Below are 25,141 nucleotides of genomic sequence, written 5' to 3'. Positions count from 1 at the left end.
GGACAGATTGATTTCTCACACCTTTTTTAATTCTAAGGAAATTAGATATTATCTGGTCTGTGGATAATTTATAATTTCCAACCTATTAACTTAAGCAACGGAATCTTTGATTCGTTGGCGCCATGAGCGAAGCGAATTTTTTTAATTCTAAGGAAATTATATATTATTCGTTTGTTGCAAGAGCTACATAAACTCTTTGTGATAACTCATCATCTAGCATGTATAATGCATGAGGATTATCAGCACATCTTTTTACCTTTTTAAGTAAAGTTGTGAAATTATCTTCTTCTTCAACTTGTTCATCGACAAACCAATTTAAAAAACTAATAGTTGCATGTTCTTTTTCAGAAACGGCTATATCCATTATGTTATATATTTTTCTTGTTACTAATTCTTCATGAGCTAAACCAGTTTCAAATACTTCTATAATATCAGTATAAGTTTCTTTTGGTTTGTCTATTTGGCCAAGGACTACAGTGCCACCTTTTTGGAATACATAATCATAAAATTTCATTGCATGATCGATTTCTTCTTGTGCTTGTACTCTAAAGAAGTTAGCAAAACCACTTAAATCTATAGATTCACAATAAGCAGCCATAGCTAAGTAAGTATAAGAAGAATAAAATTCAAAAGTAACTTGATCATTAATAACTTTTTCTAAATCTTTACTCAACATAAATTTGCCCCCTTAAAAATAAGATATAATTATATTTTATATCAAATAGTTAGAAAATGTAACTTTATATATGTATAATTTTAGTGTTTATTGTTGTATTTTTGTAATATAGATATATATTATTTTAAAAAGAAAACTTTAGATAATAATATCTTAAGAAATTTTAAATTTATTAAAAAGTTGTTTTAAAAAAATATAAAATTTGTTATTTTTATATAATAAAGAATAAGGAGAAAAATTATGAATGATAAATTAAGTATAATAAATAGATTGTTAGATTGGTTTAAACTTGTTTTAGTTAGATTTAAAAATGCGGGATTTGGGATATTTTTTATAAAGAATTTATTTATACTTCCAGAATTTTTTAAGGATAGGGAGGCGAATGTTTTTTCTAAAATAAAAATAGTGTCTACATTTTTAGTGACTATATTTTATTTTATGTCTAGTATAGATTTTATACCAGAAATTCTATTGGGAGGATTAGGATTTATAGATGATGTTTTTATATTGGTATGGTCTATAGGTCTAATAAATGAAGAACTTAATAAATATAAGGTTGAATTTGAAAATAGTCCAAAGTCAAAAATTATAGAAAATGTTAAATGGGAAATCCACGATGATGAATAATCACATTTAAAAATAAATATTAAAATTATTTAGTAAACTTACAAAAAAGTCAGATACTAAAGATGATTTTGTTGCTATAATATATGTTAAGAATGGTAAATTTTACGTTGGTTTTTCGAGACGATTGTTAAACGGGGGAATTTTATGAAAAGAATAAAATTATTTTTGATGATTTACTTAATTGCTATTTTTATGTGTGGGTGTAGTAAAGATTCAACTAAAGAATTTTCACAGACGAGCAGTGAGAAAGATGCGATATATGCCGTATTTGGGGAATATAGCTCAACAACGGGGACAGGAATCGTTCATATAAATGAAAAATCAAATGAAAGAGATAGGACATATATTTTTTATCTAGTTAAGGTGCCTTCTTTAGAAAATTATAAAAAGGCATTAAAGAATAATCTTTCAGATGAAGAAAAAAGCTCAGCTTCTGATGATAAAATATACAACCAAGTCAAAGAAGAGGCTACAGAAGAGGTTATGGATAAGATAGAAAAATTATATAATAATAAAAATGTGGATAAAATCCGCATAGAAGTTGGAGTTGCATGGCCTTATGGAAATCATAATTATACAAAGCCGGGAGAGAAACTTGTGGGAAGCAAAATTGCTTATATAAAGACATTTAATTTTACAAGAGAAGACTATAAGGATTTTTTGAAACAATATAAAGAAGAAAATTGAGATTGAAGAGAGTATAAAAAAATAAAATAATAAGCAATCATATAAAATAAAAAGCGAAGGTATAACAAATTAATTTAGTTATTTCCTTCGCTTTAATTATAACTATTTACAGTATTTATAAGTTAATTCGCCTAATATTCTTATTCCTTTTATTATATCTTCAACAGATGGAGTAGAGAAGTTCATTCTGAAACTTTGACAAGGCATTGATGTATCAGCTAAAAATGCTGTTCCAGGTACTAATGCGACTTTGTTTTCTAATGCTTCACCTACAAACTTCATCATATCAACGCCATTAGGTAATGTAACCCAGACAAACATACCTCCTTCTGGCTTAGTATATTTAACACTAGGGTGGAAGTTTTTAGCCATTTCTTCTTGCATTATTTTGTTTTTTGCACCATAGATATCTTTTAATTTTTCTATTTGAGCATCCATATCACAAGTAGCTAAAATTCTTTCGCATATAACTTGGCTCCAAGTAGTACTATGTACATCATTTAAGAATTTAACTTTTTTTAGTGCACCTATAATTTCTGGTTTACCAACTGCACAGGCAACTCTTATACCAGGTGCAATTATTTTTGAAAAGCTAGCTGCATATATAACTATTCCTTCTTCATCAAAAGATTTTATAGGTGGAAGTGGCTCTCCACTAAATCTCAATTGTCCATAAGGATTATCTTCAAGAATTAATACATTATATTTTTTACATAGATCATAAACAGCTTTACGTTTTTCAAGAGACATTGTTATACCTGTTGGATTTTGGAAATTAGGTATAACATATATAAATTTAGGTGTTGGTTTTATTTGAAGTTTTTCTTCTAAATCTGCTAAATCTATACCGTCATCCTCCATCTTTACTCCAACTAAATTAGCACCATTGCTTCTTATTGAATCAAGAACACCAAGAAATGATGGATCTTCTGTTAAAACGGTATCGCCTTCATTACATATTATTTTTGCTAAACAGTCAGCTATTTGTTGACTACCAGAAGTACAAATCATCATGTCGCCGTCTTTTACAACACTTCCATCTCTATTAAAGAATTTTTTTGCTTCATCTAATAAAGGATGATAACCTTCTGTTAATCCATATTCTAGTATAGATAATGGTTTATTTGTAAGAACTTCATTTGAAAATTCTGTTATTTTATCGATTGGGAATGAATCTGTGGCAGGATTTCCGCCTGAAAATTTAATTAAACTAGGATCCCCCATTGTCGCTAATATATCTCCTGCTGGAGATGGTTTTAAGTTTTTAAATCTGTTTGAAAAATTATATTCCATTATTGTGCCCCCTTTGTATAATTAAATATTAAAATTATATCTTATAATAGTTATTATATACCAAAAATTGTCTAAAGGAGTTAAAAAAATATATATTATAAGATATATGGTCGAATAAAATAGGAAAATATTAATATTCATTAAGAAAAACATAAGATATAATTTATATTAAGTTCATATTTCTTATTTATAATTTAGATATAAAATAAAAGAAATTGTTAAGGGTTATTAAATTTTAAATCTAGGGAGCATAAGTTTTAATCAATAAAGGAGGATTATAATGAATAATCAGTTTGAAAAAAAAGATGCTTTAATGGAGAAACTAATAGCTTGTACAAAATCAGAAAATTATAAGATAAGGGCTGCAGCATATACAGCGCTTGGCAATTTTGTAGATTTAGACGGAGTGCTTTCTAAAATAAAAGAAGGTTTAAAAGATACTCATAGTGAAGTTAGAAATGTATCTTTAAAATCTCTAAGAAAAATCTACAATGAAAGAAAAGAAACAGAATTTTTTCAAAAGTGGCTTTATGAAATTGAATCACTTAGAAAAATTTCTTAAGACTAATTACGTAATCAACTAAAATTAAAATATCCACTTAAACGGCAATTTTAAAAAATTTTAAAATGCCATGGAGTTGTATTTCTATCCCCAATGAATATGATTCCGCAAAAAAACTGCTTATAAAATAAGCAGTTTTTTTATATTTATAATATATTTAATTTGAAATTCTTTTAAAATCTAAACTTTACTTGCATATTTAAAGAAAATATATAAGTACAGATATTTATTTAAATATATTTTTTAATGTTTTTACAAGTAATTTATTTTCATTTGGTTTTAAAATACAAACTCTAAAATAGTACTCAGAAAGCCCCTCGAAAGAATTACAATCTCTAATTATAATTTTTTCTGGAAGGAGTTTATCACGAAGTTCTTTAGCAGTAAACTTCTTTGAAGATATTTTGCATAATATAAAATTACCTTTGCTAGGATAAACAGTTAAGTCATTTATAGTGCTTAACTCATTAGTTAAGTAATCTCTTTCTCTAAGCATTGCATCGATAGTTTTAAAAATAAACATATTATCTAAAAACATTATTTCTCCCATTGAAGCGGCAATTATATTTATATTCCATAAATCTAAATTTTCATTTATTTTATTTTTTACTTCTTTATTTCCAATAAGACCATATCCAAGTCTAATTCCCGGTGTAGAAAAGAATTTTGATGTACCTCTAATTACAAAAAGCTTATCATAATTATCTACTAATTTAGTAGATGAATAAGTATTTGTATCAGTAAACTCAATATAAGTTTCATCAATCATAATATAACAATTTGTATTTTTTAATATATATTCAATTTCATCTCTAGAAAAGGCAAATCCTGTAGGGTTATTTGGATTACAGATAATTGTTAAATCATAGTTGCCTTTATTTATATCAGTTACTAATTCCTCTATATCTATTGCGAAATTATTTTCTTCTTTAGAGAAAAATTTTATAATATCAGAACCTATTTTATTTAATTCATGTTCATATTCAGAATATGCAGGTGATAAAAGTAGAGTTTTTTTAGGATTTACAGTTTTTATAAATGATGAAATTAATTCTGTAGCTCCACTTCCTAAAACTATATTTTCATCTAGACAATTGCAGTATTTAGATATAGATTTTTTTAAAGATACATATTCTGGGTCTGGGTACATAGATACCATATTTATATTGTTAATTATATATTCTTTTGCTTTATTTGAAGTACCAAAAGGATTTATATTAGAACTGAAGTCCATAAATTCATCTTTTGAAAATCCATATTTACTTGATAAATCATATAAATTTGCACCATGATTTACACTCATTTTAAATCCTCCCTAAACGTTAATATAAAGAAAATACATTTTAATCTTGAAAAAAATTTATTTTCTTATTTAGAGTATAATATATATAAAAATATAATCAATAATATATATATAACCACATTTTTTTGAAAGGCACAACTAAAAAAATGAATGGATTTGCTTTTTTAAATAAAAATAAATATATGTTAAAAAAATAAAAAAATTTCATGAAAATATCATTTTTAACTAATAAAAACAATAAAAGTAAATAATTTCTGAAATTTATTAATGTTATTAAAAAAAATATTTGTATTGATACAATTAAAAATAAAATATATAATAGAAACATATGTATATGCAGGAGGATAAAAATGTTTAAGATTACAAAAACAATGCTAACTGAAGAACAAATAAAAGCTAAGGTAGCAGAACTAGGCAAACAAATAGAAAAAGATTTTGAAGGACAAGATTTATTAGTAGTAGGTATACTTAAAGGAGCAAGTGTATTTGTTGCTGATTTAATAAGAAATATAAACTTAGATGTAAATATGGACTTTATGAGTGTTTCTAGTTACGGAAATGCAATGGAATCTTCTGGATCAGTAAAAATACTTAAGGACTTAGATGTTGATATAAAAGATAAAAACGTATTAATAGTAGAAGATATAATAGATTCAGGATTAACTTTAAGTAACTTAACAAGAGAATTACAAGCTAGAGGACCAAAAGCTTTAAAAATATGTACACTTTTAGACAAACCAGAAAGAAGAAAAGCTGATATACCAGTTGACTATGTTGGATTTGTTATAGAAGATAAATTCATAGTTGGATACGGAATAGACTATGCTGAAAAATATAGAAACTTACCATATATAGGTATAGTTGAAGATGTATAAGATTAAACTATAATTTTATACAATATTTGTATTAAAATAGACTGTAGAAATAATAAATATTAGTTCTACAGTCTATTTTAATATTTAATAAAAATTAACTTAAAATACCTTTAGATTAAAAAGATTTTCTTGTAAAATGTATGTATATATAGGAAATTGTAAATAATTTAAAAGATTTTTAAATAAATCTAAAGTGAAAATATATATTTATGTAATAATTTTATGTAAAATAGATGATAGTAAAAAGGGAAGGTGATGAATATGGATATACTTTTATATTTTCAAAGTATAAGAAGTGATATTTTAACTACTATATTTACCGGATTTACAATATGCACAGAACAAGTAGCAGTTGTTTTAATTGCGGCGATAATGTATTGGTGTGTAGATAAAAAATGTGGACAGAGATTATTGTTTGCCGTTACAGGAAGTATAACTATAAACTCCGCATTAAAAAACTTTTTTAAATCACCAAGACCAATAGATAGTGAAAATTTACAATCTTTAAGAACTGAAACTGCGACAGGATATTCGTTCCCAAGTGGTCATACTCAAACTGCTACTACTGTTTGGACTGCCATTATAGACTACTTTAGAAAATGGTGGATAGCTTTACTTGGAATTATAATGATATTAGGTGCAGGGATTTCTAGGCTTTATTTAGGTGTTCATTGGCCACAAGATGTACTTGCAGGATGGATTATTGGAATATTAGTCAGCATAGTTTTTGTGAGACTATTTGATTATGTAGATCAAAATAAAAATTATTACATATTATTTTTAACTCTAATTGCATTTGCTGTAATAGTTTACTTCTTTATGGGAGAAGAGCTAGTAAAAAGTTTTGCTTTATATACAGGATTTGTATTAGGGTATATTGTAGAAGATAAATTTATAGATTTTAGCACGGAAGAAAGTAAGAAAAAAGCTAATATTTTTACAAATGCAAAATCAAAACCAAAATTAAGTACAAAGATACTTAGATTTATAGTTGGGATAATCACGCTAGGTATTGTATATGCTGCATTAAAATCTTTAGTAATATTACTTCAAATAGATACTATTGAAGGAATATCACTACTAGCTGATTATATAAGATATACTATAGTTGTATTTTGGGGAATTGCAGGAGTACCATTTCTGTTTGAGAGATTTGGTTTGAATTAATTGGAATTTAATATATTGAGAGGATGATTTTTTGAAAAGAGTAGTAATTATAGGCGCTGGTGCAAGTGGAATGATGGCTGCAAAAGTTGCTGGAGACAGAGGATATAAAGTAACAGTATTAGAAAAGCAAAAAAGATGTGGTCAGAAGTTATTGATAACAGGAAAAGGTAGATGTAATATAACTAATAACTGTGAAATAGAGGAACTAATAGAAAATGTTCCGACAAACGGAAAATTCTTGTACAGTGCTTTTTATACATTTACAAATGACCAAGTAATAGACATGTTTAATGATTTGGGTGTTGAAACTAAAACAGAAAGAGGAAAAAGAGTCTTTCCAGTTAGTGACAAAGCTGTAGATGTAGTAAGAGCATTAGAAAGACAAATGAATAGTAATAAAAATGTAGAAGTTTTATTAAATTCCAAAGTAGATAAAATAATAGCAGAAGATGGAGCTGTAAAAAAAGTAGTTCTTTCTGATAAAAGAGAAATAGAATGTGATAGTGTAATCGTTGCAACAGGAGGAGTTAGTTATCCAAAAACAGGTTCTACTGGAGATGGATATAGATTTGCCAAAAATTTAGGACATACAATAATAACTCCAAAGCCATCTCTTATAGGACTAGAAGTTATGGAAGATTATGTTGCTGATTTAGCTAAATTATCACTTAGAAATGTTAGTATAGAAGTTTATAATAGTAAAAATAAAAAGATATATGATGATTTTGGCGAGATGGAATTTACTAAATACGGCATAGATGGCCCTATCATAAAATCTGCAAGTTGTCGTATGGGAGATTTATCTAAAGATAATTATAAAATAGTATTAGATTTAAAACCTGCTTTAGATGAAGAAAAATTAGATAAAAGAATACAAAAAGATTTCCAAAAGTACTCAAATAAAAACTTCGAGAATTCTTTAAATGATTTATTGCCTAAACAACTAATACCTACAATAGTTAAATTAAGCAAGATAGATCCATATATAAAGGTAAATCAAATATCTAAAGAAGAACGAAAAAATTTAGTTCACCTTATAAAACATATAAGTTTTACAGTTAAAAATTATAGACCTATTGAAGAAGCTATAATAACTTCAGGTGGAATAAAAACTAGCGAAATAAATTCAAGTACTATGGAATCTAAATTAGTATCTGGGTTATTCTTTGCAGGTGAAGTAATAGATATTGATGCATATACAGGTGGATTTAATCTACAAATAGCATTTTCAACTGCATATTTAGCAGGTATAAACTGCTAAATAAAGCTTAAACATAATTAAATATATTTTAAATTAAAGTCTAAAAATTGAGATTCTTGTTTGGTACCAACTATTAAGAATTTTGTCACAAATTGTATGTATTATAAAACAAATATCTCATATAATACTACCAAGAAACAAAAATCACTAGAAAAGAGGTATTAAATATGTCAAACAATAATAATAACAAAACAGTAGTTCCACAAGCTAAACAAGCATTAAATCAAATGAAATTAGAAATAGCTAATGAATTAGGAATGGCTGATTATCAACAAGTTGACAAAGGAAATTTAACAGCTCGACAAAATGGTTATGTTGGTGGATACATGACTAAAAAATTAGTAGAAATGGCAGAACAACAAATGGCAGGTAAAGGACAAGTATAAACAACAATAATAGTAGAAAATAATTTAAAATAATAAGATTTTAGTGAAATAGAAGTGGTAAGCGCTTAATAATTTAAAGTGTTTACCACTTTATTAATTTTAGTATTAATAAAAAGAAATTATATTTTTGAATTATACACTTATATTTTTCTGCTTGTAGGTAAACATAAATAGGAGATATCTTTTATGAAGATATCAAATTTACTTATATATGATTAAGCTATAATCATTTAAATTTTAGATATAGGAGTGTATTATTATGGCAGCAGATTTTGAAAAAATAAAAAATGATTTTATAAATGCGGATTTAGATGAAAAAATACGTATTTATACAACAACAGAAGGCCTTACAACAGAACAGTTTAGGGAATTATTAAAATATTATCCTATAAAATACTTATCAAAATTAGAAAAGGCATTGGGCTAGTAATAAAAACATATTACAAAATAAGAGCTGTTTTTATAGTATTTCATCAATTAGATTAAAATTCTAATAGAGAAAATGCAATATAAAAACAGCTCTTTTATTTATAATTTAGTTTGTTTTAGTTTTGCTTACGTATTTGTATATTTTTTCATTACCAATATCTATTTGATCAGTTTGAATATATTTTATAATAGCTTCAATGTCTTTTTTATTTAAATATTTTATAGGGATATTTAATGAACAGTCACTATTTTTAAGAATATTTTTCAAAAGTATCTGTAGAGAAACGGTAGATTTAATCGTATTTTTATTGTATTTAGACTCCATATAATTTTTAAAGTTTTCGTTTTGATTTTGCATTAAGGAGTTTATATAGTTTATATATGAATTTTGAAATTCAGCTTGGTTTATAACTGATTCATCTAAAATATCTAAAAGTATATTGTTTGCAAATATATTGTCAGCAAATTTTTCAGCAGTTAATTTTCCTGAGCTAATGCCTTTTTGATATTTTCTTATTACTCTTTTGGTCGTATTGTAAATTTGATTTCGTGTGTTTAAGTCTAATTCTTCTATTTGCATAATATTTATATTCTCATGATGTGTGAGAAAACCTCCTTTTTAGAATTTATTAATTGGATATTTATAAAACAAAATATGGCTTGAAATTTATTTAGAATAATAATTGTGCTACTTTTATTTTTAACAAAAAAAGACATTGCTATACATATATGTAAATATAAAAATTTAAGATTATGTGTAGTTTTTATATTTGTATAAAAATCATTTTTTAGTCAAAAATATGAATAAAAGGTAATAAAAACTTGAATATAGCTAATATAAATTAGGAGGTATTTTTATGATAAATGGAATAATGAAATTATTTTATACAGAAGTAGTTAAAAATAAAATGAGCAAGTTGCCAAATGGACAATATGAAGTTAACGATCAATTTAAAAAGGTACAAGGAATTTCTATCAAGATTGATAAAGTACTTTTTTTAGTATTTAAAATTTTAATTGCACTAGTTGTATTGTTTGTTGCTTCTAAAATAAATATATATTTTGGTATAGGAGTATTTTTAACAGAAATAATATATGTACTTTATAAAAAAAGCTTAAAGCCAAAAGTAGTATCTGAGATAGAAAATATAAAAAATAATATAAATACAAATGGAGAACAAATTTTAAAACAAAAAGGTAAAAAAGATATTTCATTTTTAATATCAATCTTATTAATTGGAGTAATTACACATTTTAGTTGGATTATAATTTTAAGTTTTTGTATAGTATTGGGAGTAACAATCAGAGATATATATTTAAACTATAAAAATAGTATATAAAATATATTTAAAAGATTATGAAAAAACTAAAGATTATTTAATTTTAAATATTAATAAGATTATATGACATTACTTGGATTATGATAATTATTGTGATAAAATTTATCTACAATTAAAGGAATTTTTTAGAGAAACAATCAAGGAGGATGCTTGATGGAAAAGTATAGAAAATTAATGAAAAATTTAGTTGATATATCAGCTATGGTAACTCAGTCCACTAATTTTTTTGCAATAAAAGACCAAATTGTAGATAAAATGTTAGAGGTAGTTGAGCCAACTAAAGCATGTATTAACTTATTTTATGATAATGATTTTGAACATGCTTATTTAGTTTGTTCAGCTACCTTAGATTATATACCAAAGGTATTTCCACCAAATCAAAAAATAGGAACAAAGTTAAACTTTAAAAAATCTTATCCTAAATATATACATGAGGCAGTTGAACAGAAAAAAATTATATATATAGAGGATATATTTGAAAATCCAAAAGCAGTTGATGAAAGAGAACTAGCTAAAATGGAAGGATATAAGGGAAGAATAGTATTTCCTTTAATTTTAAATTACAATGTTATAGGATTTATGACGTGCTTTTTAACTGAAGAAGATTCATTAGAAGAATCAGATATAACATTTATATCTTCTGTAGTATCTCTTATATCATTATCAATAGAAATAACTTTTGATAATGAACACACTAAAGAACTAATAGACAAACTTAGAGAATCAATAAGTAATATAAATGAAATAACGACAAAACTACACTTAAATAATGATGTAAATGAGTTTATGGAATCATTAAACAGTCAAGCCAAGAAACTTACTAAAAGTGATGAGGCATTTATAGTAATTGATGACTTAAATTATGATTATAAAATTTTTAGTGCTATGGAAAATAGACTAAAGAAAAAAATTGATTTCCAAAAGATATTACTTAAAATAGATGAATACAACGAAGATGGAAATTATATAAATCAAGCGAAATCTATAATTATAGATGAGATAGAAGTAGAAAATTACATGTACTACAAACTAAAAGATGGAAATAAGTTATTAGGTTGTATATTATGCTCAAACAATAGACATGGATATACTGAAGATGATTTTAATATATTAGAATTAATATCTAAACAAATCGTATTAGGTATGCAATTATATAAATACAATCAAGCTGAAACAAAACATAAATTAATTGCAAATGAACTAAATATATTAAATAAGCAGCAAAAACTTATAATGAATGAAAGTGAAATGAATTTATCTAATGATAAAGATTTATATTTCTACCATAAACCAGCAACAGTTATAGGTGGGGATTTCTATCACGCACAAGTTATAAATGAAGATAAAGTCGCATATATAATTGCCGACGTTATGGGACATGGTATAGTATCAAACTATATTGTTGCAATGATAAAGGGATGCTTCAAGACATTATGTTATAATTATCAAACTGCAGCAGAAATTATGAATAAATTAAATCAAATATTATATGATGAATTTGATAAAATGGATGTTTTTACAACATGTATAGTGGGAATTATAGATAGTAAAAGTAATACATTAGATATCTCTAATGCAGGTCATTATTGTCCAATAATAATAGATAATTCCGGAAAATTCAAATGTACTGATGGTACTCTATGCAAAAAAAATATTCCATTAGGCGTCCTAGAAGATATAAATTATGAGCAAAGCACAATCTCTATAAAAGATAGTTCTATGATTTGTATGTATACAGACGGAATAATTGAAATAAAAAATAAAGATAAAGAAGAATTTGGAATAGAGAGGTTTGAGTCATTTTTACTTAAGAATTATATGTTAGAAAAAGATGACTTTATAAATGCATTGAAAAAAGAATTAGGTGAATTTGTACCTAAACATAATTTTGATGATGATATACTAGTAGTATGCTTGAGCAATAAATAATATAAAGAAATTCATATTAAGTGCTATAATAATTAATATGAAAACACATAAAAGATTTAACATTAAAATAGGAGGATTCATATGGGGAAAAATGATAAAGTATTAATAATTAATGGAAGTCCTCGTAAAAACAAAAACTGTAGCTCTATTATAAAAGAGATAACAAAAAAATTTGAAGATAACAACATTAATTACAAAGTATTAGACATATATCAAATGAATATCGAGTATTGTACTGCATGTGGAGCTTGTGAAAAGACAGGCTACTGTAGAATAAAAGACGATATGACACCTATATATGAAGAATTTAATAAAAGTACAGGGACAATAACAGTAAGTCCTATGTATTTTTCAAGTGTATCTACAAAAGTAAAGACAGTAGTAGATAGAACACAAGCATTTTTCGCTAGTAAATATATATTAAAAAAACCATCTATAGATAGAGATAAATTTAGACTGGGAATGTATATTGCAATTGGTGGACAACCTGAATTTAAAGATCAATTTTTAGGTGGACAAATTGTAATGGATATATTTTATAAATCGATAAATACAGATTTAGATTATAATTTATACCTATCTAATTCAGATGAAGTTCCTTTTATGGAAAATGAAGATTTCAAAGCTAGATTCAACAGAGATGTTGATGAATATATAAAAAGAATTAAAGAAAATAATTAATACTAAAAGTAAGGGGCGATGAATTATGTTAAGGTATTTGACAAGTGGTGAATCACATGGGCAGAGTTTAATATCTATAATTGATGGACTGCCATCAAATATAGAACTAAACTTTGATGAAATCAACTTAGAACTTAAAAAGCGTCAATGTGGTTATGGCCGTGGTGGCAGAATGAAAATTGAAAGTGATAAAGTAAATATTCTTGGTGGTGTTAGGGGAAGAAAAACACTAGGGGGACCTATATCAATTGAAGTAAAAAACAAAGACTACCAAAACTGGACTGAACATATGGCACCAATGGATGAAGTAGATTTTGAAACTAGAAAAGTAAACAATGTAAGACCAGGTCATGCAGATTTAGTCGGTTGCTTAAAATACGATTTTGATGATGCAAGAAATGTACTGGAAAGGTCATCAGCAAGAGAAACAGCAAGTAGGGTAGCAGTAGGAGCGATTTGCAAACAGCTATTAAAAAATTTCGATATAGACTTTGTCTCTCATGTTATACAAATTGGTAATGTGAAGGATGAAAATATATATGATTTTGATTATATAAAAAATAATATAGATAATTCAGAAGTTAGATGTGCAAATAAAGAAGTAGAAGCTAAGATGATTGCACAAATAGACGAAATAAAAAGTGAAAGAGATACAATCGGTGGGGTTGTAGAAGTTAGAATAAAAAACTTAATTCCAGGACTTGGGTCATACACTCAATTTGATAGAAAAATTGACGGTGTATTAGCAATGCATCTAATGGGAACTCAAGCTATAAAAGGGGTCGAATTCGGTATAGGATTTGATGTAGCAAAACTTCCAGGTTCTCAAGTAATGGATGAAATAATATATAATGAAAAAGATGGAATAAAGAGAGTTACAAATAGATTAGGTGGTATAGAAGGTGGAATGACAACTGGAGAAGAAGTCATAATAAGATGCGCTATGAAGCCAATTCCAACACTATACAAGCCTCTTAACTCAATAAATATAAATACATTAGAACGCTATGAAGCTACAGTAGAGCGTTCAGACACTTGTGCAGTTCCGGCTTGTAGCGTTGTGTGTGAAAATGTAGTTGCTTTTGTTATATGTCAATTCTTCTTAGAAACAATAGGAGGAAGTAGTTTAGAAGACGTAAAAAGAAATTATAATTCATATATTCAGAGGTTGGGTGAAAGAGGATGGAAAAAATAAAAAACAAAGTATGCAATATTTTTATTGATGATAGCTATAGAAGTTTTAATAAAGCTTTAAATGAAGTAAATGGCACAACTAATAAAAATATAAATGAAATTTACGATATGGTACTAGTAATTTCAGATGAAAATGTATATAAAACACAATTAAATAAATTTATAGATTCTTTAGGAGCTAAATTTGTAAGTGAATATATAGTTCCAGCAGGGGAAGAATCTAAATGCCTTGATACTTTTCAAAAAATACTAGAACATGCGATAAAGGCTGGTCTTACTAGAAAATCACTTATAATAGCTATAGGTGGTGGTGTTATAGGAGATTTAGCAGGATATGTTGCCTCTTCATATATGAGAGGAATAGATTTTGTACAAGTACCTACAACTCTTTTAGCACAAGTAGATTCATCTATAGGTGGTAAAACAGGCATAAATTTAGGAACTTATAAAAATGTAATCGGTGCATTTTATCAACCTAAATTTACTTTTATAAATGTATCAGCACTTAGAACTTTGCCAGATGACCAATTTAGAAACGGTATGAGCGAAGTTGTTAAATATGGATTTATATATGATTATGAATTTATAAATTATTTATTAGAAAATAGTGAAGAGATATTAGACAAAATAGATTCAACATTAAAATACATAGTAAAAAAATGTGCAGGAATTAAAGCTCATGTTGTTGAAATGGATGAAAAAGAAGGAGGACTTAGAAAAATCCTTAACTTTGGACATACTTTCGGCCATGGAGTAGAGAAACTTTGCCATATAGCTCATGGGGAAGCTGTAAGCATAGGTATGAATATGGCATTTAAACTTTCTTTAAGAAAAAATTTAATAACTAAAGAATATTATGATAAATTTTTAAATATATGTAAGGTATTTGATTTGCCAACAGAATTTGAGGGGCCAAGCGAACAAGAAGTGCTATCTATAATGAAAACTGATAAGAAAAATAGTTTTTCAAAAGTAAATATGATTTTGCCAGTAGAACATGGTAAAGTGGATTTATTTAATGATGTAGATGATGAGACAATTTTAGAAATAATAAAGGAGTGCAAATATGCTTAGAGGAAGTTTTGAATTAATAGGGGATAAGTCTATATCTCATAGATCGATAATGTTTTCTGCTATATCAAAAGGAAACAATAAAGTAAGTAACTTTTTAATGGGACAAGATTGTTTAAGTACAGTTGCATGCTTTAGAAAAATGGGAGTAGACATAGAAATAGATGGGAAAGATGTATTCATTAAAGGAAATGGGCTTAGAGGATTAAAAGCACCAACTGATATATTAGACGTAGGAAATTCAGGAACAACAATAAGACTACTTATGGGTATTCTTGCTGGAAATGATTTTGAATCTACATTAATAGGTGATGCCTCTATAGGTAAAAGACCTATGAAGAGAGTGACAGACCCACTTAGAATGATGGGATGTGACATAACTGGAAAAGATGATGCAAACTTTACGCCTATAACAGTTAAAGGTGGTCATTTACACAGTATAGATTATAAAATGCCCGTTGCATCAGCCCAAGTAAAATCAGCAATTATACTTGCTAGTTTATATGCTGATAAACAAAGTATAATAAGAGAAAAAGTTAAATCGAGAAATCATACAGAGATAATGTTAAAAGCATTTGGTGCAGATATAAAAGAAGATGGACTAGATATAATTGTAAATCCTGTAGATGAACTATTTAACCAGGATATTTATGTTCCTGGAGATATATCTTCTGCAGCTTTTATAATAGTAGGAGCTTTAATAAGTGAAGGTTCTGAAGTTTTAATAAAAAATGTCGGATTAAATGAAACAAGAACTGGAATAATAGATGTTGTCAGAAATATGAATGGAAATATAGAAATTATAGATGAAAGAATAGTAGGTGGAGAAAAAGTAGGAGATTTACTTGTTAAATACTCTAAAGACTTAACTGCAACTACAATTGATAAAACTATAATTCCTAGATTAATAGATGAAATACCAGTTATAGCCGTTTTGGCAACACAGGCTGAAGGTACGACTATAATAAAAGATGCTCAAGAATTAAAAGTAAAAGAAAGCAACAGAATAAAAACTGTTGTAGACAACTTAAAGAGAATGGGTGCAGATATAGAAGAATTAGAAGACGGCATGATAATAAAAGGAAAAACTAAACTTCATGGAGCTACTATAGAAACATTTAAAGACCATAGAATAGCAATGTCTTTCTCTATAGCAGATTTAGTAAGTGATTCTAGAGTTATTCTTGACGATCCTAGCTGTATAAATATATCTTTCCCTGGATACTTTGATTTGTTAAGAGATTTAGCTAAATAGTATAAATTATGCAATAAAATGATGTTAAAAAATGTAAAAGATTTAATAAATAAAGTAAAAGATTGTAATATACAATATACGAATATATTATAACAATTGATTTTATTATAAATTTTAGATATAATTTAATTGCGGTTATTAAAAATTAAACTATATTTCAGGAGGTTTTTATTATGAAATTACCAATAGCATTATCAAATAAACACGTACATTTAAGTCAAGCTGACGTTGATGTATTATTCGGAGAAGGATACCAATTAACTCCATTTAAACCATTATCTCAACCAGGACAATATGCATGTGAAGAAAAAGTTACTGTAGTAGGACCTAAAGGACAACAAACAATGAGAGTTTTAGGACCAGTTAGACCAGAATCTCAAGTTGAAGTTTCTTTAGCAGACGCTAGAGGATTAGGTTTATCAGTTCCAGTTAGACAATCAGGAGATATAGATGGAACTCCAGCATTCAAATTAGTAGGACCAAATGGTGAAGTTGAATGTGAAAAAGGTATAATAGTAGCAGCTAGACATATACACATGAGTCTTGAAGATGCTGAAAAATTCGGTGTTAAAGATAAAGATGTAGTAAGTGTTAAAACTGAAGGATTAAGAGGATTAACTTTCCACAACATATTAGTTAGAGCTAATGCTAACTTTGCTTTAGAAATGCACGTTGACATAGAAGAAGGAAATGCAGCTGGCGTTAAAAACGGAGATTTAGTAGAGTTAATAAAATAATTTTATCTATTTATAAAATTTTATGATTAAAAAAGTAATAAGAAGTGTATGTATATAGTATACACTTCTTTTTTTTTTAACTAAATTAAGAAAATTACTAAAAAAAAAAGAAAAAATTATTAATACTTTAAAAAAAATTTTAGATGTGCTAACATAATAATTGCAAATAAGTTTATATTTACCAAAATATGTTTATTGGAAAATTGTAGAAAATAGGGCGTTTTTACTCAACCTAAATATAATTTATTACGTATTTATATATTACAAAAATATACATATTATAAAAAATCCTCATACGGGAAAAATAGTTGTAAATTTAAAAACTGTAAAAATTGTCAAAACATATTTGACCTCTGATAAATTGTTAAAAAACTAATCAATTAACGGGGTGTTTTTGTTAATTTAAGTTATCAAAAAATTAGTAATAGAGGCAATATGATTTTAAGTTATTTATTTATTTAAGAAAAATAATAAAAATATATAAATAATATAAACAATTATAATAAATACTTACATTTTAAAAAAAAAATAATTTTTTAAGAGGATTTTGACAATGAATATAGAATTTTAGATAGGAATGTTTAAATATAAACACTTTGTTAAAAATAGAACAATATTATGATGGCAAATTATATGTTAAGAATAATATTTACTTATTTATAAGGAGGAAGTACTAAAATGGCTAAATTTATGAAAACTGTAGATGGAAATACAGCTGCTGCTCACGTTGCTTATGCGTTTACTGATGTTGCTGCTATATATCCAATAACTCCTTCTTCAACTATGGCAGAATTAGTTGATGAATGGGCTTCACAAGGAAGGGAAAATATATTTGGACAACAAGTTAATGTTGTTGAAATGCAATCAGAAGCAGGTGCTGCTGGGGCATTCCACGGTTCATTACAAGCAGGTGCATTAACTTCAACATTTACTGCATCTCAAGGGTTATTATTAATGATACCTAATATGTACAAAGTAGCAGGTGAATTATTACCAGGTGTATTCCACGTTACAGCTCGTGCAATAGCATCTCAAGCTTTATCAATATTTGGTGATCATCAAGACGTTATGGCATGTAGACAAACAGGAGCATGTTTATTATGTTCAGGTTCTGTTCAAGAAGTTGCTGATATAGCTCCAGTAGCTCATATGTCTGCTATAGAAGGTTCTTTACCATTCTTACATTTCTTTGATGGATTCAGAACTTCACATGAAATACAAAAAGTTGAATTAATGGATAACGAAGAATATGCACAATTACTAGATATGGATGCTGTTCAAGCATTTAGAGATAAAGCATTATCTCCAAATCACCCTGTTACTCGTGGTACTGCTCAAAATCCTGATATTTACTTCCAAACAAGAGAAGTTTCAAATAAATACTACGAAAATATTGTAGATATAGTAGAAAAAAATATGGCTAAAGTTAGTGAATTAACAGGAAGAAAACATAGTTTATTCGATTACTATGGTGCAGAAGATGCTAAACATGTAGTTGTTGCTATGGGTTCTGTTACAGAAGCTTTAGAAGAAACAATAGATTACTTAAATGCTAAGGGAGAAAAATTAGGGGTTGTTAAAGTTCACCTTTACAGACCATTCTCTAAAAAACATTTCTTAGCTGCAATGCCAGAAACTGTAGAAAGAATAGCAGTTTTAGATAGAACAAAAGAACCAGGTTCATTAGGAGAACCATTATACTTAGATATATGCAACATCTACAAAGGTGTTGAAAATGCTCCACTTATAGTTGGTGGTAGATACGGATTAGGTTCTAAAGATACTACACCTACTGACTTAAATGCAGTATTTGAAAACTTAAACTTAGAACAACCAGCTGACGGATTCACTATAGGTATAGTTGATGACGTTACTAACACTTCACTTCCAGCTGCAGAACCAATAAAAATATCTGCAAAAGGAACTGTAAGATGTAAATTCTGGGGATTAGGATCTGACGGTACTGTTGGAGCTAACAAACAAGCTATAAAAATAATAGGTGACCATACTGACAAATATGCTCAAGCATACTTCGATTATGACTCTAAAAAATCTGGTGGTATAACTATGTCTCACTTAAGATTTGGTGATACTCCAATCAGATCAACTTACTTATTAGATGAAGCTGATTACATAGCTTGTCACAACCAATCATATGTTTACAAATATGATTTATTAAAAGGACTTAGAAAAGGCGGAACTTTCGTATTAAATACTATATGGGACGCTGAAGGATTAGATGAACATTTACCAGCTGAAATGAAACAATATATCGCTAAAAATGATATACAATTCTACACATTAAATGCTGTTAAAATAGGACAAGAAATAGGTTTAGGAAACAGAATAAACATGATATGTCAAGCTGCTTTCTTCAAACTAGCTGATATAATACCAGTAGAAGATGCTGTTAAATACTTAAAAGAATCTATAGTTAAAGCTTACGGTAAAAAAGGTGAAGCTATAGTAAACATGAACTATAAAGCTGTTGATGCAGGTATAGATTCATTAGTAAAAGTTGATGTTCCAGCTTCTTGGGCTGATGCTATTGAAGGCGAAAAACCAGAAGTAGATGAACCAGCATTCATAAAAGATATATTAAGACCTATGGTTGCTCAAAAAGGTAATGACCTTCCAGTATCTTCATTCTTAGGATACGAAGATGGTACATTCCCATGTGGTACAGCAGCATATGAAAAACGTGGTATAGCAGTTAATGTTCCAGAATGGAAACCAGAAAACTGTATACAATGTAATAGATGTTCATTTGTTTGTCCACATGCATGTATAAGACCAGTTCTTGTAACTGAAGAAGAATTAGCTCAAGCTCCAGAATCATTTGTAGCTGTTGATGCTAAAGGTAAAGAATTAAAAGGATTAAAATACAGAATGCAAGTTAGTACAATGGACTGTACAGGATGTGGAAACTGTGCTGACGTTTGTCCAGCTAAACAAAAAGCATTAGTTATGGAACCATTAGAAACTCAAGAACAAGAAGTTGATAACTGGGCTTACGCTGTTGATACTAAGAAAGTTGCTCCAAAAGTTGACTTAATGAACCCTAACAGTGTTAAAGGAAGTCAATTTAAACAACCACTTATCGAGTTCAGTGGTGCATGTGCTGGATGTGGTGAAACTCCATACATCAAATTAGTAACTCAATTATTCGGAGATAGAATGATGATAGCTAATGCAACTGGTTGTTCATCAATTTGGGGTGGTTCTGCACCTTCAACTCCATATACTTGCAACCATGAAGGTAAAGGTCCATCTTGGGCAAACTCTTTATTCGAAGACAATGCTGAATATGGTTTAGGTATGAGACTTGCAGTTAAACAAATGAGAAATAAATTAGAAGATGATATGAAAGCTTTAATGAACGTTTGTGGTTCTGAAGAATGTTCTCAAGTATTAGGTGCTTGGGTAGATGCTAAAGAAGATAGTGCTGCTTCAGTACAAGCTTCTAAAGCAGTTGTTGAATTATTAAACAACGCTCAACCAGAAAACGAAGAAGCAAAAGCTTTAATAGAAAGTATAAAATCTAGAGAAGACTACCTAGTTAAGAGATCTCAATGGATCCTTGGTGGAGACGGTTGGGCTTATGACATCGGTTACGGTGGTGTTGACCATGTATTAGCTTCTGGTGAAAATGTAAACATATTAGTATTCGATACAGAAGTTTACTCAAATACTGGTGGACAATCTTCAAAAGCTACTCCACTTGCTGCAATGGCTAAATTCGCTGCTGCTGGTAAGAGATCTAGAAAGAAAGATTTAGGTATGATGGCAATGTCTTATGGTAACGTATATGTTGCTCAAGTTGCTATAGGTGCTGATTATAACCAATTCGTTAAAGCTATAGTTGAAGCTGAAGCTTATGATGGACCATCTCTAATCATATGCTACGCTCCATGTATAAACCACGGATTAAAATGTGGTATGGGTAAAACTATACAAAACGAAGCAGATGCAGTTAAATGTGGATACTGGCATTTATACAGACATAATCCTGAACTTAAAGAACAAGGTAAGAATCCATTCACATTAGATTCTAAAGAACCAACTGAAAGCTTCAGAGATTTCATACTTGGACAAGTAAGATATGCTTCTATAGCTAAACAATTCCCAGAACAAGCTGAAGAATTATTTGCTATGGCTGAACAATCTTCTAAAGATAGATTAGAAAGCTATAAGAGATTAGCTGATCAATAAGAATCATATTGTGTCTAATATAAAATAGAATTTATAAATTAGTTACTTATTATAACTAATTTAACATATAAAAAATGGCGAACCATTTGGTTCGCCATTTTGATATATAATTATAAGATTGATATATAATTATAAGATTGATATATAATTATAAAAAATTTATTAAAATATATTATTTGAGTTCAATTGATTGAACTACAAATATCTCTTCTATTTGTTTTTCATTTAAATAAGTTTTAAATCCCCCTCCAAATATAGTGGCAGCTCCTATAGCGACATCATTTGAGTCAAATAAAGCAAGCTCGAATTTACGGCCTTCAAATATATGTAGTACTTTATTATCACCTAAATCCATCGTTCTGTCTGAATCTCCGTATATCTCATCAAATTGAGTTTCTTTTCTAAATAAATCATATTGGTCTAGACTTTTTTGTATGTCTATATCCTTATAATTTTCATTGGGAAATTTAGCTATAGCATCTTCTAATATATTTAATCCCCTAACATCAGTAAAGCCCATCATACGGCTATTCATTAATCCATTTTCCATTTTGTAGTCCCCCTGTAGTATATTTAATATGTATATACAATTATATAATATATATATTTAAATCTAAAGATATTTTTCCTTTTTAAGGTAAAATTTGATGTTTATGATAAATAATATATATAAAATCTAAAAAATCTATTATAATTTTTGTAAGAGATATAATTTTAAGATTCTGGAGGTGCCTATGAATAAATATTATGAAGAAATAATCAATACTATAGGAAATACTTATAACCATTTTATAGATGTCTCTATAAATAAAGATTTATCAATATTTAATATAGAATTAGGCGAATTTGCCCAGATTAAATTAGAATTAATAAATATACAACAAAATAAAGACAAAGTCCTAGAAGAGATAAATAAGCAGAGTGAAATAATATTATTAGATGTTAAAAAGGTAGATAAAGGCTATGAGATACCTCTATATATAAATAATAAAGAATTAAGATATAAGGTTGTTTTATATTGCGAGGATATAATTTGTAGGATAAGATTTTGGGATTATAGCAAGATAAATATATCAGAAGACGAGAATAAAGATAACTATAGAGTTTTGTTAGCAGTTAAAGAAGCAAAAAACATATTGATGAAATACAAAATATTTGGGGATAATGGACTCAATTATATAGAAAGAGAGCTAATTAAATATGCTTTGCTGATACTTATCTTAAATTTATTACAATTAAAAAAACAATACAATCAAGAATTTTCACTAGATAAAGAAGATCTATTAAAAACAAACGATATAAATATAGAAAAAATTGAGTTAGAACAGGCATTAAAAGCACTTGAATTTTATAGAGATAAAGTTAAAGGGATAGATGAAATTAAAGAAGAAATAGTGATATACTTAAATAATTTAAAAGCATTGGGGAAAAATGATAATAATTATAATTTAAAACAATATAAAGAAAATAGATATAATTATCCTAATCATTGTTATTATTACCAACCTATTTATAGGATTTATTCGGATTTTTCAATAGCAATTAAAAATGCATGTAAGGATTTTGAAGATAAATATCAATTTCCAAATACTAAATTTGCTACAAATATCAATAACTATATCCAAAATAAAATAATTCCTATATTAAAACTAAATGAGTTTGAAGGAGAGTATCCTTATTTTATATATAAAGACTATAAGAAAATATACATTATATCTTTTGAAATAAAAGAAAATAAAGTTGTAATTAAATACGACGATAAGGATAAATCAAACCCTAAAATAAAATCACTATTAGAAAATATCGATTATAGAGAAATTAAGCCAGAAGACTTTTGTGTATATCTAACTTCAGAATGCTTAGATAAAGAGTCTGTAGGAGATTGCATAAATCAATTTATAGATGATTTGAGATTACATAAACAAGTAGAATTTGACCAATATGATGATAATATAATTGATAAACCATATAAGAAGAAAATAAGCATTTTAGAAAAGATAATTTCAAAATTTAAAAAGGAAAAAAATAAATAGCTTATGGATATACATTAATTTTAAATTTATATCTATAAGCTATTTTTTAAAATTAAATATTCTAATGGAACTCCTAAGCTAAACAATTTACAATATAAATTTGTATAGTATTTACACTTCTTAAAATAAATCTTGGCATAGTCGGTATTATTATACACCTTCCAAGTGCCACAATACTTAAAATCCTTTCCTTTATTATCAATAAAACCTTTTACATCCCAAATAGGGTAGCCTAAAAAAACTCCTATTTCGTGGGGTGTTTTTTGTAAAGATTCAAATCTATATTTAAGATAATTTAAATCACTGTCTAAATCGTTTAATTTATATCCATATGATTTTAAGAAATTATGTGCAGCTATAGAGGATAAATTTTTAGTTAACTTTAGAGGTCTATACACATATATTAATGAAGAATTATCTCTTTTTAGTAGATTGATGAAGAAAACCCCTTTGCCGTTATATTTGATATTATATTGGGCTAATATTTTATCTAGTGGGTATGAATTATCGCACTTAACCTTAAATAAACTACCACATTTAAAGCCAACTAATGTAGGTGAACAAAATTTGATTAATTTCTCTTGAAACATATAGCATACCTCCTATATATAGTATCAAAAGTAAAGTAAAATTTTATTCTAGAATTACAAATTTAATATAGCAAAATCGGGACAATTAAAATAAGAATTATTATCAATTGTTGTTGACAAATTTACCCAAAAGGTCTAATATATAACTATAAAAAATAAAAATGATAATTGATATCGTTAAATAATGATTTTGATAATTATCATTAATAACTATCAATTATCCGTCACTTTAAAATAGTAAAATAAAAAGAGAGGGTGTGCATGTTATGTCATTAACTATGGTGAATATTGGCGAACAAAAAATAATTAAAGAAATACGTGCTAAAGAAAGCGTAAAAAGACACTTACAAAACTTAGGATTTATAGCTGGAGAAAAAATAGAAGTAATCTCTGAAAACAATAGTGGAATAATATTAATGATAAAAGGGTCTAAAATAGCTTTAAACAAAGGCATGGCAAACAAAATTATAGTTCAATAGTTGCACAATTTAATTGGGAGGAAATGTTTATGAGTAAGACGTTAAAAGATTTAAAGCCAGGGCAAAAAGGTGTTGTTCTTAACCTTGGTAAAAAAGGACCAGTAAGAAAAAGATTAATGGATATGGGAATAACTCCTGGTGTAGATGTAGAAGTTGTAAAAGTAGCGCCTTTAGGAGATCCAATAGAAGTAAACTTAAGAGGATATGAATTAAGTTTACGAAAAGATGAGGCAGAACATATAAATTTAAAATAGTTCTAAATCATATAAAATAAATATAGTATATAGCACTTATATAATTTAATATGACATTAAAAATCATGACGTAATTGGGGTAAAATGTAATAATATTTAG

General features: G+C 27.3%; 25 protein-coding genes. 19 read left to right on the top strand and 6 right to left on the bottom strand.

Features of this window, described 5'->3' with window-relative positions:
- Positions 1–163: 163 nt before the first annotated feature.
- On the bottom strand, positions 164–676 hold the full coding sequence (locus ABCM86_RS07780) for a ferritin (RefSeq protein ID WP_295676567.1): 513 nt from the start codon (positions 674–676) through the stop codon (positions 164–166).
- Between the two features lie 240 nt (positions 677–916).
- On the opposite strand from ABCM86_RS07780, the gene ABCM86_RS07775 reads away from it, so the two are divergent.
- Together ABCM86_RS07775 and ABCM86_RS07770 are read left to right on the top strand one after the other, a co-directional pair.
- The gene (locus tag ABCM86_RS07775; protein ID WP_295571432.1) at positions 917–1,303 is read left to right on the top strand and encodes a DUF1232 domain-containing protein; all 387 of its coding nucleotides are present in this window, start codon (positions 917–919) and stop codon (positions 1,301–1,303) included.
- 144 nt (positions 1,304–1,447) lie between these two features.
- On the top strand, positions 1,448–1,990 hold the full coding sequence (locus ABCM86_RS07770; protein WP_195931736.1) for a hypothetical protein: 543 nt from the start codon (positions 1,448–1,450) through the stop codon (positions 1,988–1,990).
- A 102-nt stretch (positions 1,991–2,092) separates the two neighbouring features.
- Here ABCM86_RS07770 and ABCM86_RS07765 read toward each other — a convergent pair whose 3' ends face one another.
- Entirely contained in the window at positions 2,093–3,283 is a 1,191-nt protein-coding gene (locus ABCM86_RS07765; RefSeq protein WP_195931735.1) for a PLP-dependent aminotransferase family protein, read from the bottom strand.
- A 280-nt stretch (positions 3,284–3,563) separates the two neighbouring features.
- Here ABCM86_RS07765 and ABCM86_RS07760 point away from each other — a divergent pair, with 280 nt between their 5' ends.
- A complete protein-coding gene (locus tag ABCM86_RS07760) occupies positions 3,564–3,845 on the top strand; it encodes a HEAT repeat domain-containing protein (protein WP_195931734.1) in 282 nt (93 codons plus the stop codon).
- A 226-nt stretch (positions 3,846–4,071) separates the two neighbouring features.
- Here ABCM86_RS07760 and ABCM86_RS07755 read toward each other — a convergent pair whose 3' ends face one another.
- On the bottom strand, positions 4,072–5,148 hold the full coding sequence (locus tag ABCM86_RS07755) for a histidinol-phosphate transaminase (protein ID WP_307993905.1): 1,077 nt from the start codon (positions 5,146–5,148) through the stop codon (positions 4,072–4,074).
- Positions 5,149–5,498: 350 nt separating this feature from the next.
- Here ABCM86_RS07755 and hpt point away from each other — a divergent pair, with 350 nt between their 5' ends.
- The 5 genes from hpt (at position 5,499) to ABCM86_RS07730 (ending at position 9,264) form a co-directional block, all read left to right on the top strand.
- The gene (gene hpt, locus ABCM86_RS07750) at positions 5,499–6,023 is read left to right on the top strand and encodes a hypoxanthine phosphoribosyltransferase (RefSeq protein ID WP_195930068.1); all 525 of its coding nucleotides are present in this window, start codon (positions 5,499–5,501) and stop codon (positions 6,021–6,023) included.
- A gap of 261 nt (positions 6,024–6,284) precedes the next feature.
- On the top strand, positions 6,285–7,190 hold the full coding sequence (locus ABCM86_RS07745; RefSeq protein WP_295677544.1) for a phosphatase PAP2 family protein: 906 nt from the start codon (positions 6,285–6,287) through the stop codon (positions 7,188–7,190).
- Positions 7,191–7,221: 31 nt separating this feature from the next.
- Positions 7,222–8,451, top strand: a complete 1,230-nt coding sequence (locus ABCM86_RS07740) for an NAD(P)/FAD-dependent oxidoreductase (RefSeq protein WP_195930070.1) — start codon at positions 7,222–7,224, stop codon at positions 8,449–8,451.
- Between the two features lie 167 nt (positions 8,452–8,618).
- Positions 8,619–8,837: an alpha/beta-type small acid-soluble spore protein gene (locus ABCM86_RS07735; RefSeq protein WP_295677545.1), complete on the top strand. Its 219-nt coding sequence runs from the start codon at positions 8,619–8,621 to the stop codon at positions 8,835–8,837.
- A 259-nt stretch (positions 8,838–9,096) separates the two neighbouring features.
- Positions 9,097–9,264 (top strand): hypothetical protein, encoded by a 168-nt coding sequence (locus ABCM86_RS07730; protein ID WP_195930072.1) that lies wholly within the window; start codon positions 9,097–9,099, stop codon positions 9,262–9,264.
- Positions 9,265–9,372: 108 nt separating this feature from the next.
- Here ABCM86_RS07730 and ABCM86_RS07725 read toward each other — a convergent pair whose 3' ends face one another.
- Entirely contained in the window at positions 9,373–9,846 is a 474-nt protein-coding gene (locus ABCM86_RS07725; RefSeq protein ID WP_195930073.1) for a hypothetical protein, read from the bottom strand.
- Positions 9,847–10,123: 277 nt separating this feature from the next.
- Between ABCM86_RS07725 and ABCM86_RS07720 the strand changes: the two genes are divergently transcribed.
- The 8 genes from ABCM86_RS07720 to nifJ all read left to right on the top strand — a co-directional run bounded on the left by ABCM86_RS07720 (position 10,124) and on the right by nifJ (position 21,685).
- Positions 10,124–10,606, top strand: a complete 483-nt coding sequence (locus tag ABCM86_RS07720; protein WP_295571440.1) for a hypothetical protein — start codon at positions 10,124–10,126, stop codon at positions 10,604–10,606.
- A 153-nt stretch (positions 10,607–10,759) separates the two neighbouring features.
- Complete coding sequence (locus ABCM86_RS07715) at positions 10,760–12,535, top strand: GAF domain-containing SpoIIE family protein phosphatase (RefSeq protein ID WP_295761522.1); 1,776 nt, start codon at positions 10,760–10,762, stop codon at positions 12,533–12,535.
- An 81-nt stretch (positions 12,536–12,616) separates the two neighbouring features.
- On the top strand, positions 12,617–13,216 hold the full coding sequence (locus ABCM86_RS07710; protein WP_195931509.1) for a flavodoxin family protein: 600 nt from the start codon (positions 12,617–12,619) through the stop codon (positions 13,214–13,216).
- A 25-nt stretch (positions 13,217–13,241) separates the two neighbouring features.
- Entirely contained in the window at positions 13,242–14,411 is a 1,170-nt protein-coding gene (aroC, locus tag ABCM86_RS07705; protein WP_343003794.1) for a chorismate synthase, read from the top strand.
- Positions 14,399–15,484, top strand: a complete 1,086-nt coding sequence (gene aroB / locus ABCM86_RS07700; RefSeq protein WP_343003793.1) for a 3-dehydroquinate synthase — start codon at positions 14,399–14,401, stop codon at positions 15,482–15,484. The genes aroC and aroB overlap by 13 nt, the downstream gene beginning before the upstream one ends.
- Positions 15,477–16,736: a 3-phosphoshikimate 1-carboxyvinyltransferase gene (gene aroA, locus ABCM86_RS07695; protein ID WP_195931506.1), complete on the top strand. Its 1,260-nt coding sequence runs from the start codon at positions 15,477–15,479 to the stop codon at positions 16,734–16,736. The genes aroB and aroA overlap by 8 nt, the downstream gene beginning before the upstream one ends.
- Positions 16,737–16,909: 173 nt before the next feature.
- Positions 16,910–17,473: a phosphate propanoyltransferase gene (locus tag ABCM86_RS07690; protein WP_343003792.1), complete on the top strand. Its 564-nt coding sequence runs from the start codon at positions 16,910–16,912 to the stop codon at positions 17,471–17,473.
- Positions 17,474–18,151: 678 nt separating this feature from the next.
- Complete coding sequence (gene nifJ, locus ABCM86_RS07685; protein ID WP_295732976.1) at positions 18,152–21,685, top strand: pyruvate:ferredoxin (flavodoxin) oxidoreductase; 3,534 nt, start codon at positions 18,152–18,154, stop codon at positions 21,683–21,685.
- 172 nt (positions 21,686–21,857) lie between these two features.
- Here the strand turns inward: nifJ and ABCM86_RS07680 are convergent, their stop codons facing one another.
- A complete protein-coding gene (locus ABCM86_RS07680; RefSeq protein ID WP_195931308.1) occupies positions 21,858–22,235 on the bottom strand; it encodes a hypothetical protein in 378 nt (125 codons plus the stop codon).
- Between the two features lie 184 nt (positions 22,236–22,419).
- On the opposite strand from ABCM86_RS07680, the gene ABCM86_RS07675 reads away from it, so the two are divergent.
- The gene (locus ABCM86_RS07675) at positions 22,420–23,718 is read left to right on the top strand and encodes a hypothetical protein (protein ID WP_343003791.1); all 1,299 of its coding nucleotides are present in this window, start codon (positions 22,420–22,422) and stop codon (positions 23,716–23,718) included.
- Positions 23,719–23,750: 32 nt separating this feature from the next.
- Here the strand turns inward: ABCM86_RS07675 and ABCM86_RS07670 are convergent, their stop codons facing one another.
- The gene (locus ABCM86_RS07670; protein ID WP_295677654.1) at positions 23,751–24,308 is read right to left on the bottom strand and encodes a DUF3793 family protein; all 558 of its coding nucleotides are present in this window, start codon (positions 24,306–24,308) and stop codon (positions 23,751–23,753) included.
- 266 nt (positions 24,309–24,574) lie between these two features.
- Between ABCM86_RS07670 and ABCM86_RS07665 the strand changes: the two genes are divergently transcribed.
- Positions 24,575–24,787, top strand: a complete 213-nt coding sequence (locus ABCM86_RS07665; protein WP_195931311.1) for a FeoA family protein — start codon at positions 24,575–24,577, stop codon at positions 24,785–24,787.
- A gap of 29 nt (positions 24,788–24,816) precedes the next feature.
- The gene (locus ABCM86_RS07660) at positions 24,817–25,041 is read left to right on the top strand and encodes a FeoA family protein (RefSeq protein WP_022072102.1); all 225 of its coding nucleotides are present in this window, start codon (positions 24,817–24,819) and stop codon (positions 25,039–25,041) included.
- The last annotated feature ends 100 nt before the right edge of the window (positions 25,042–25,141 follow it).

The sequence above is a fragment of the Clostridium sp. 2218st1_F5_2218SCRN_220325 genome, from assembly GCF_039062665.1.
Taxonomy (GTDB): Bacteria; Bacillota; Clostridia; order Peptostreptococcales; family Peptostreptococcaceae; genus Intestinibacter.
The sequence above is the reverse complement of the archived record's forward strand: the minus strand, read 5'-3'. Positions and strand labels throughout refer to the sequence as shown.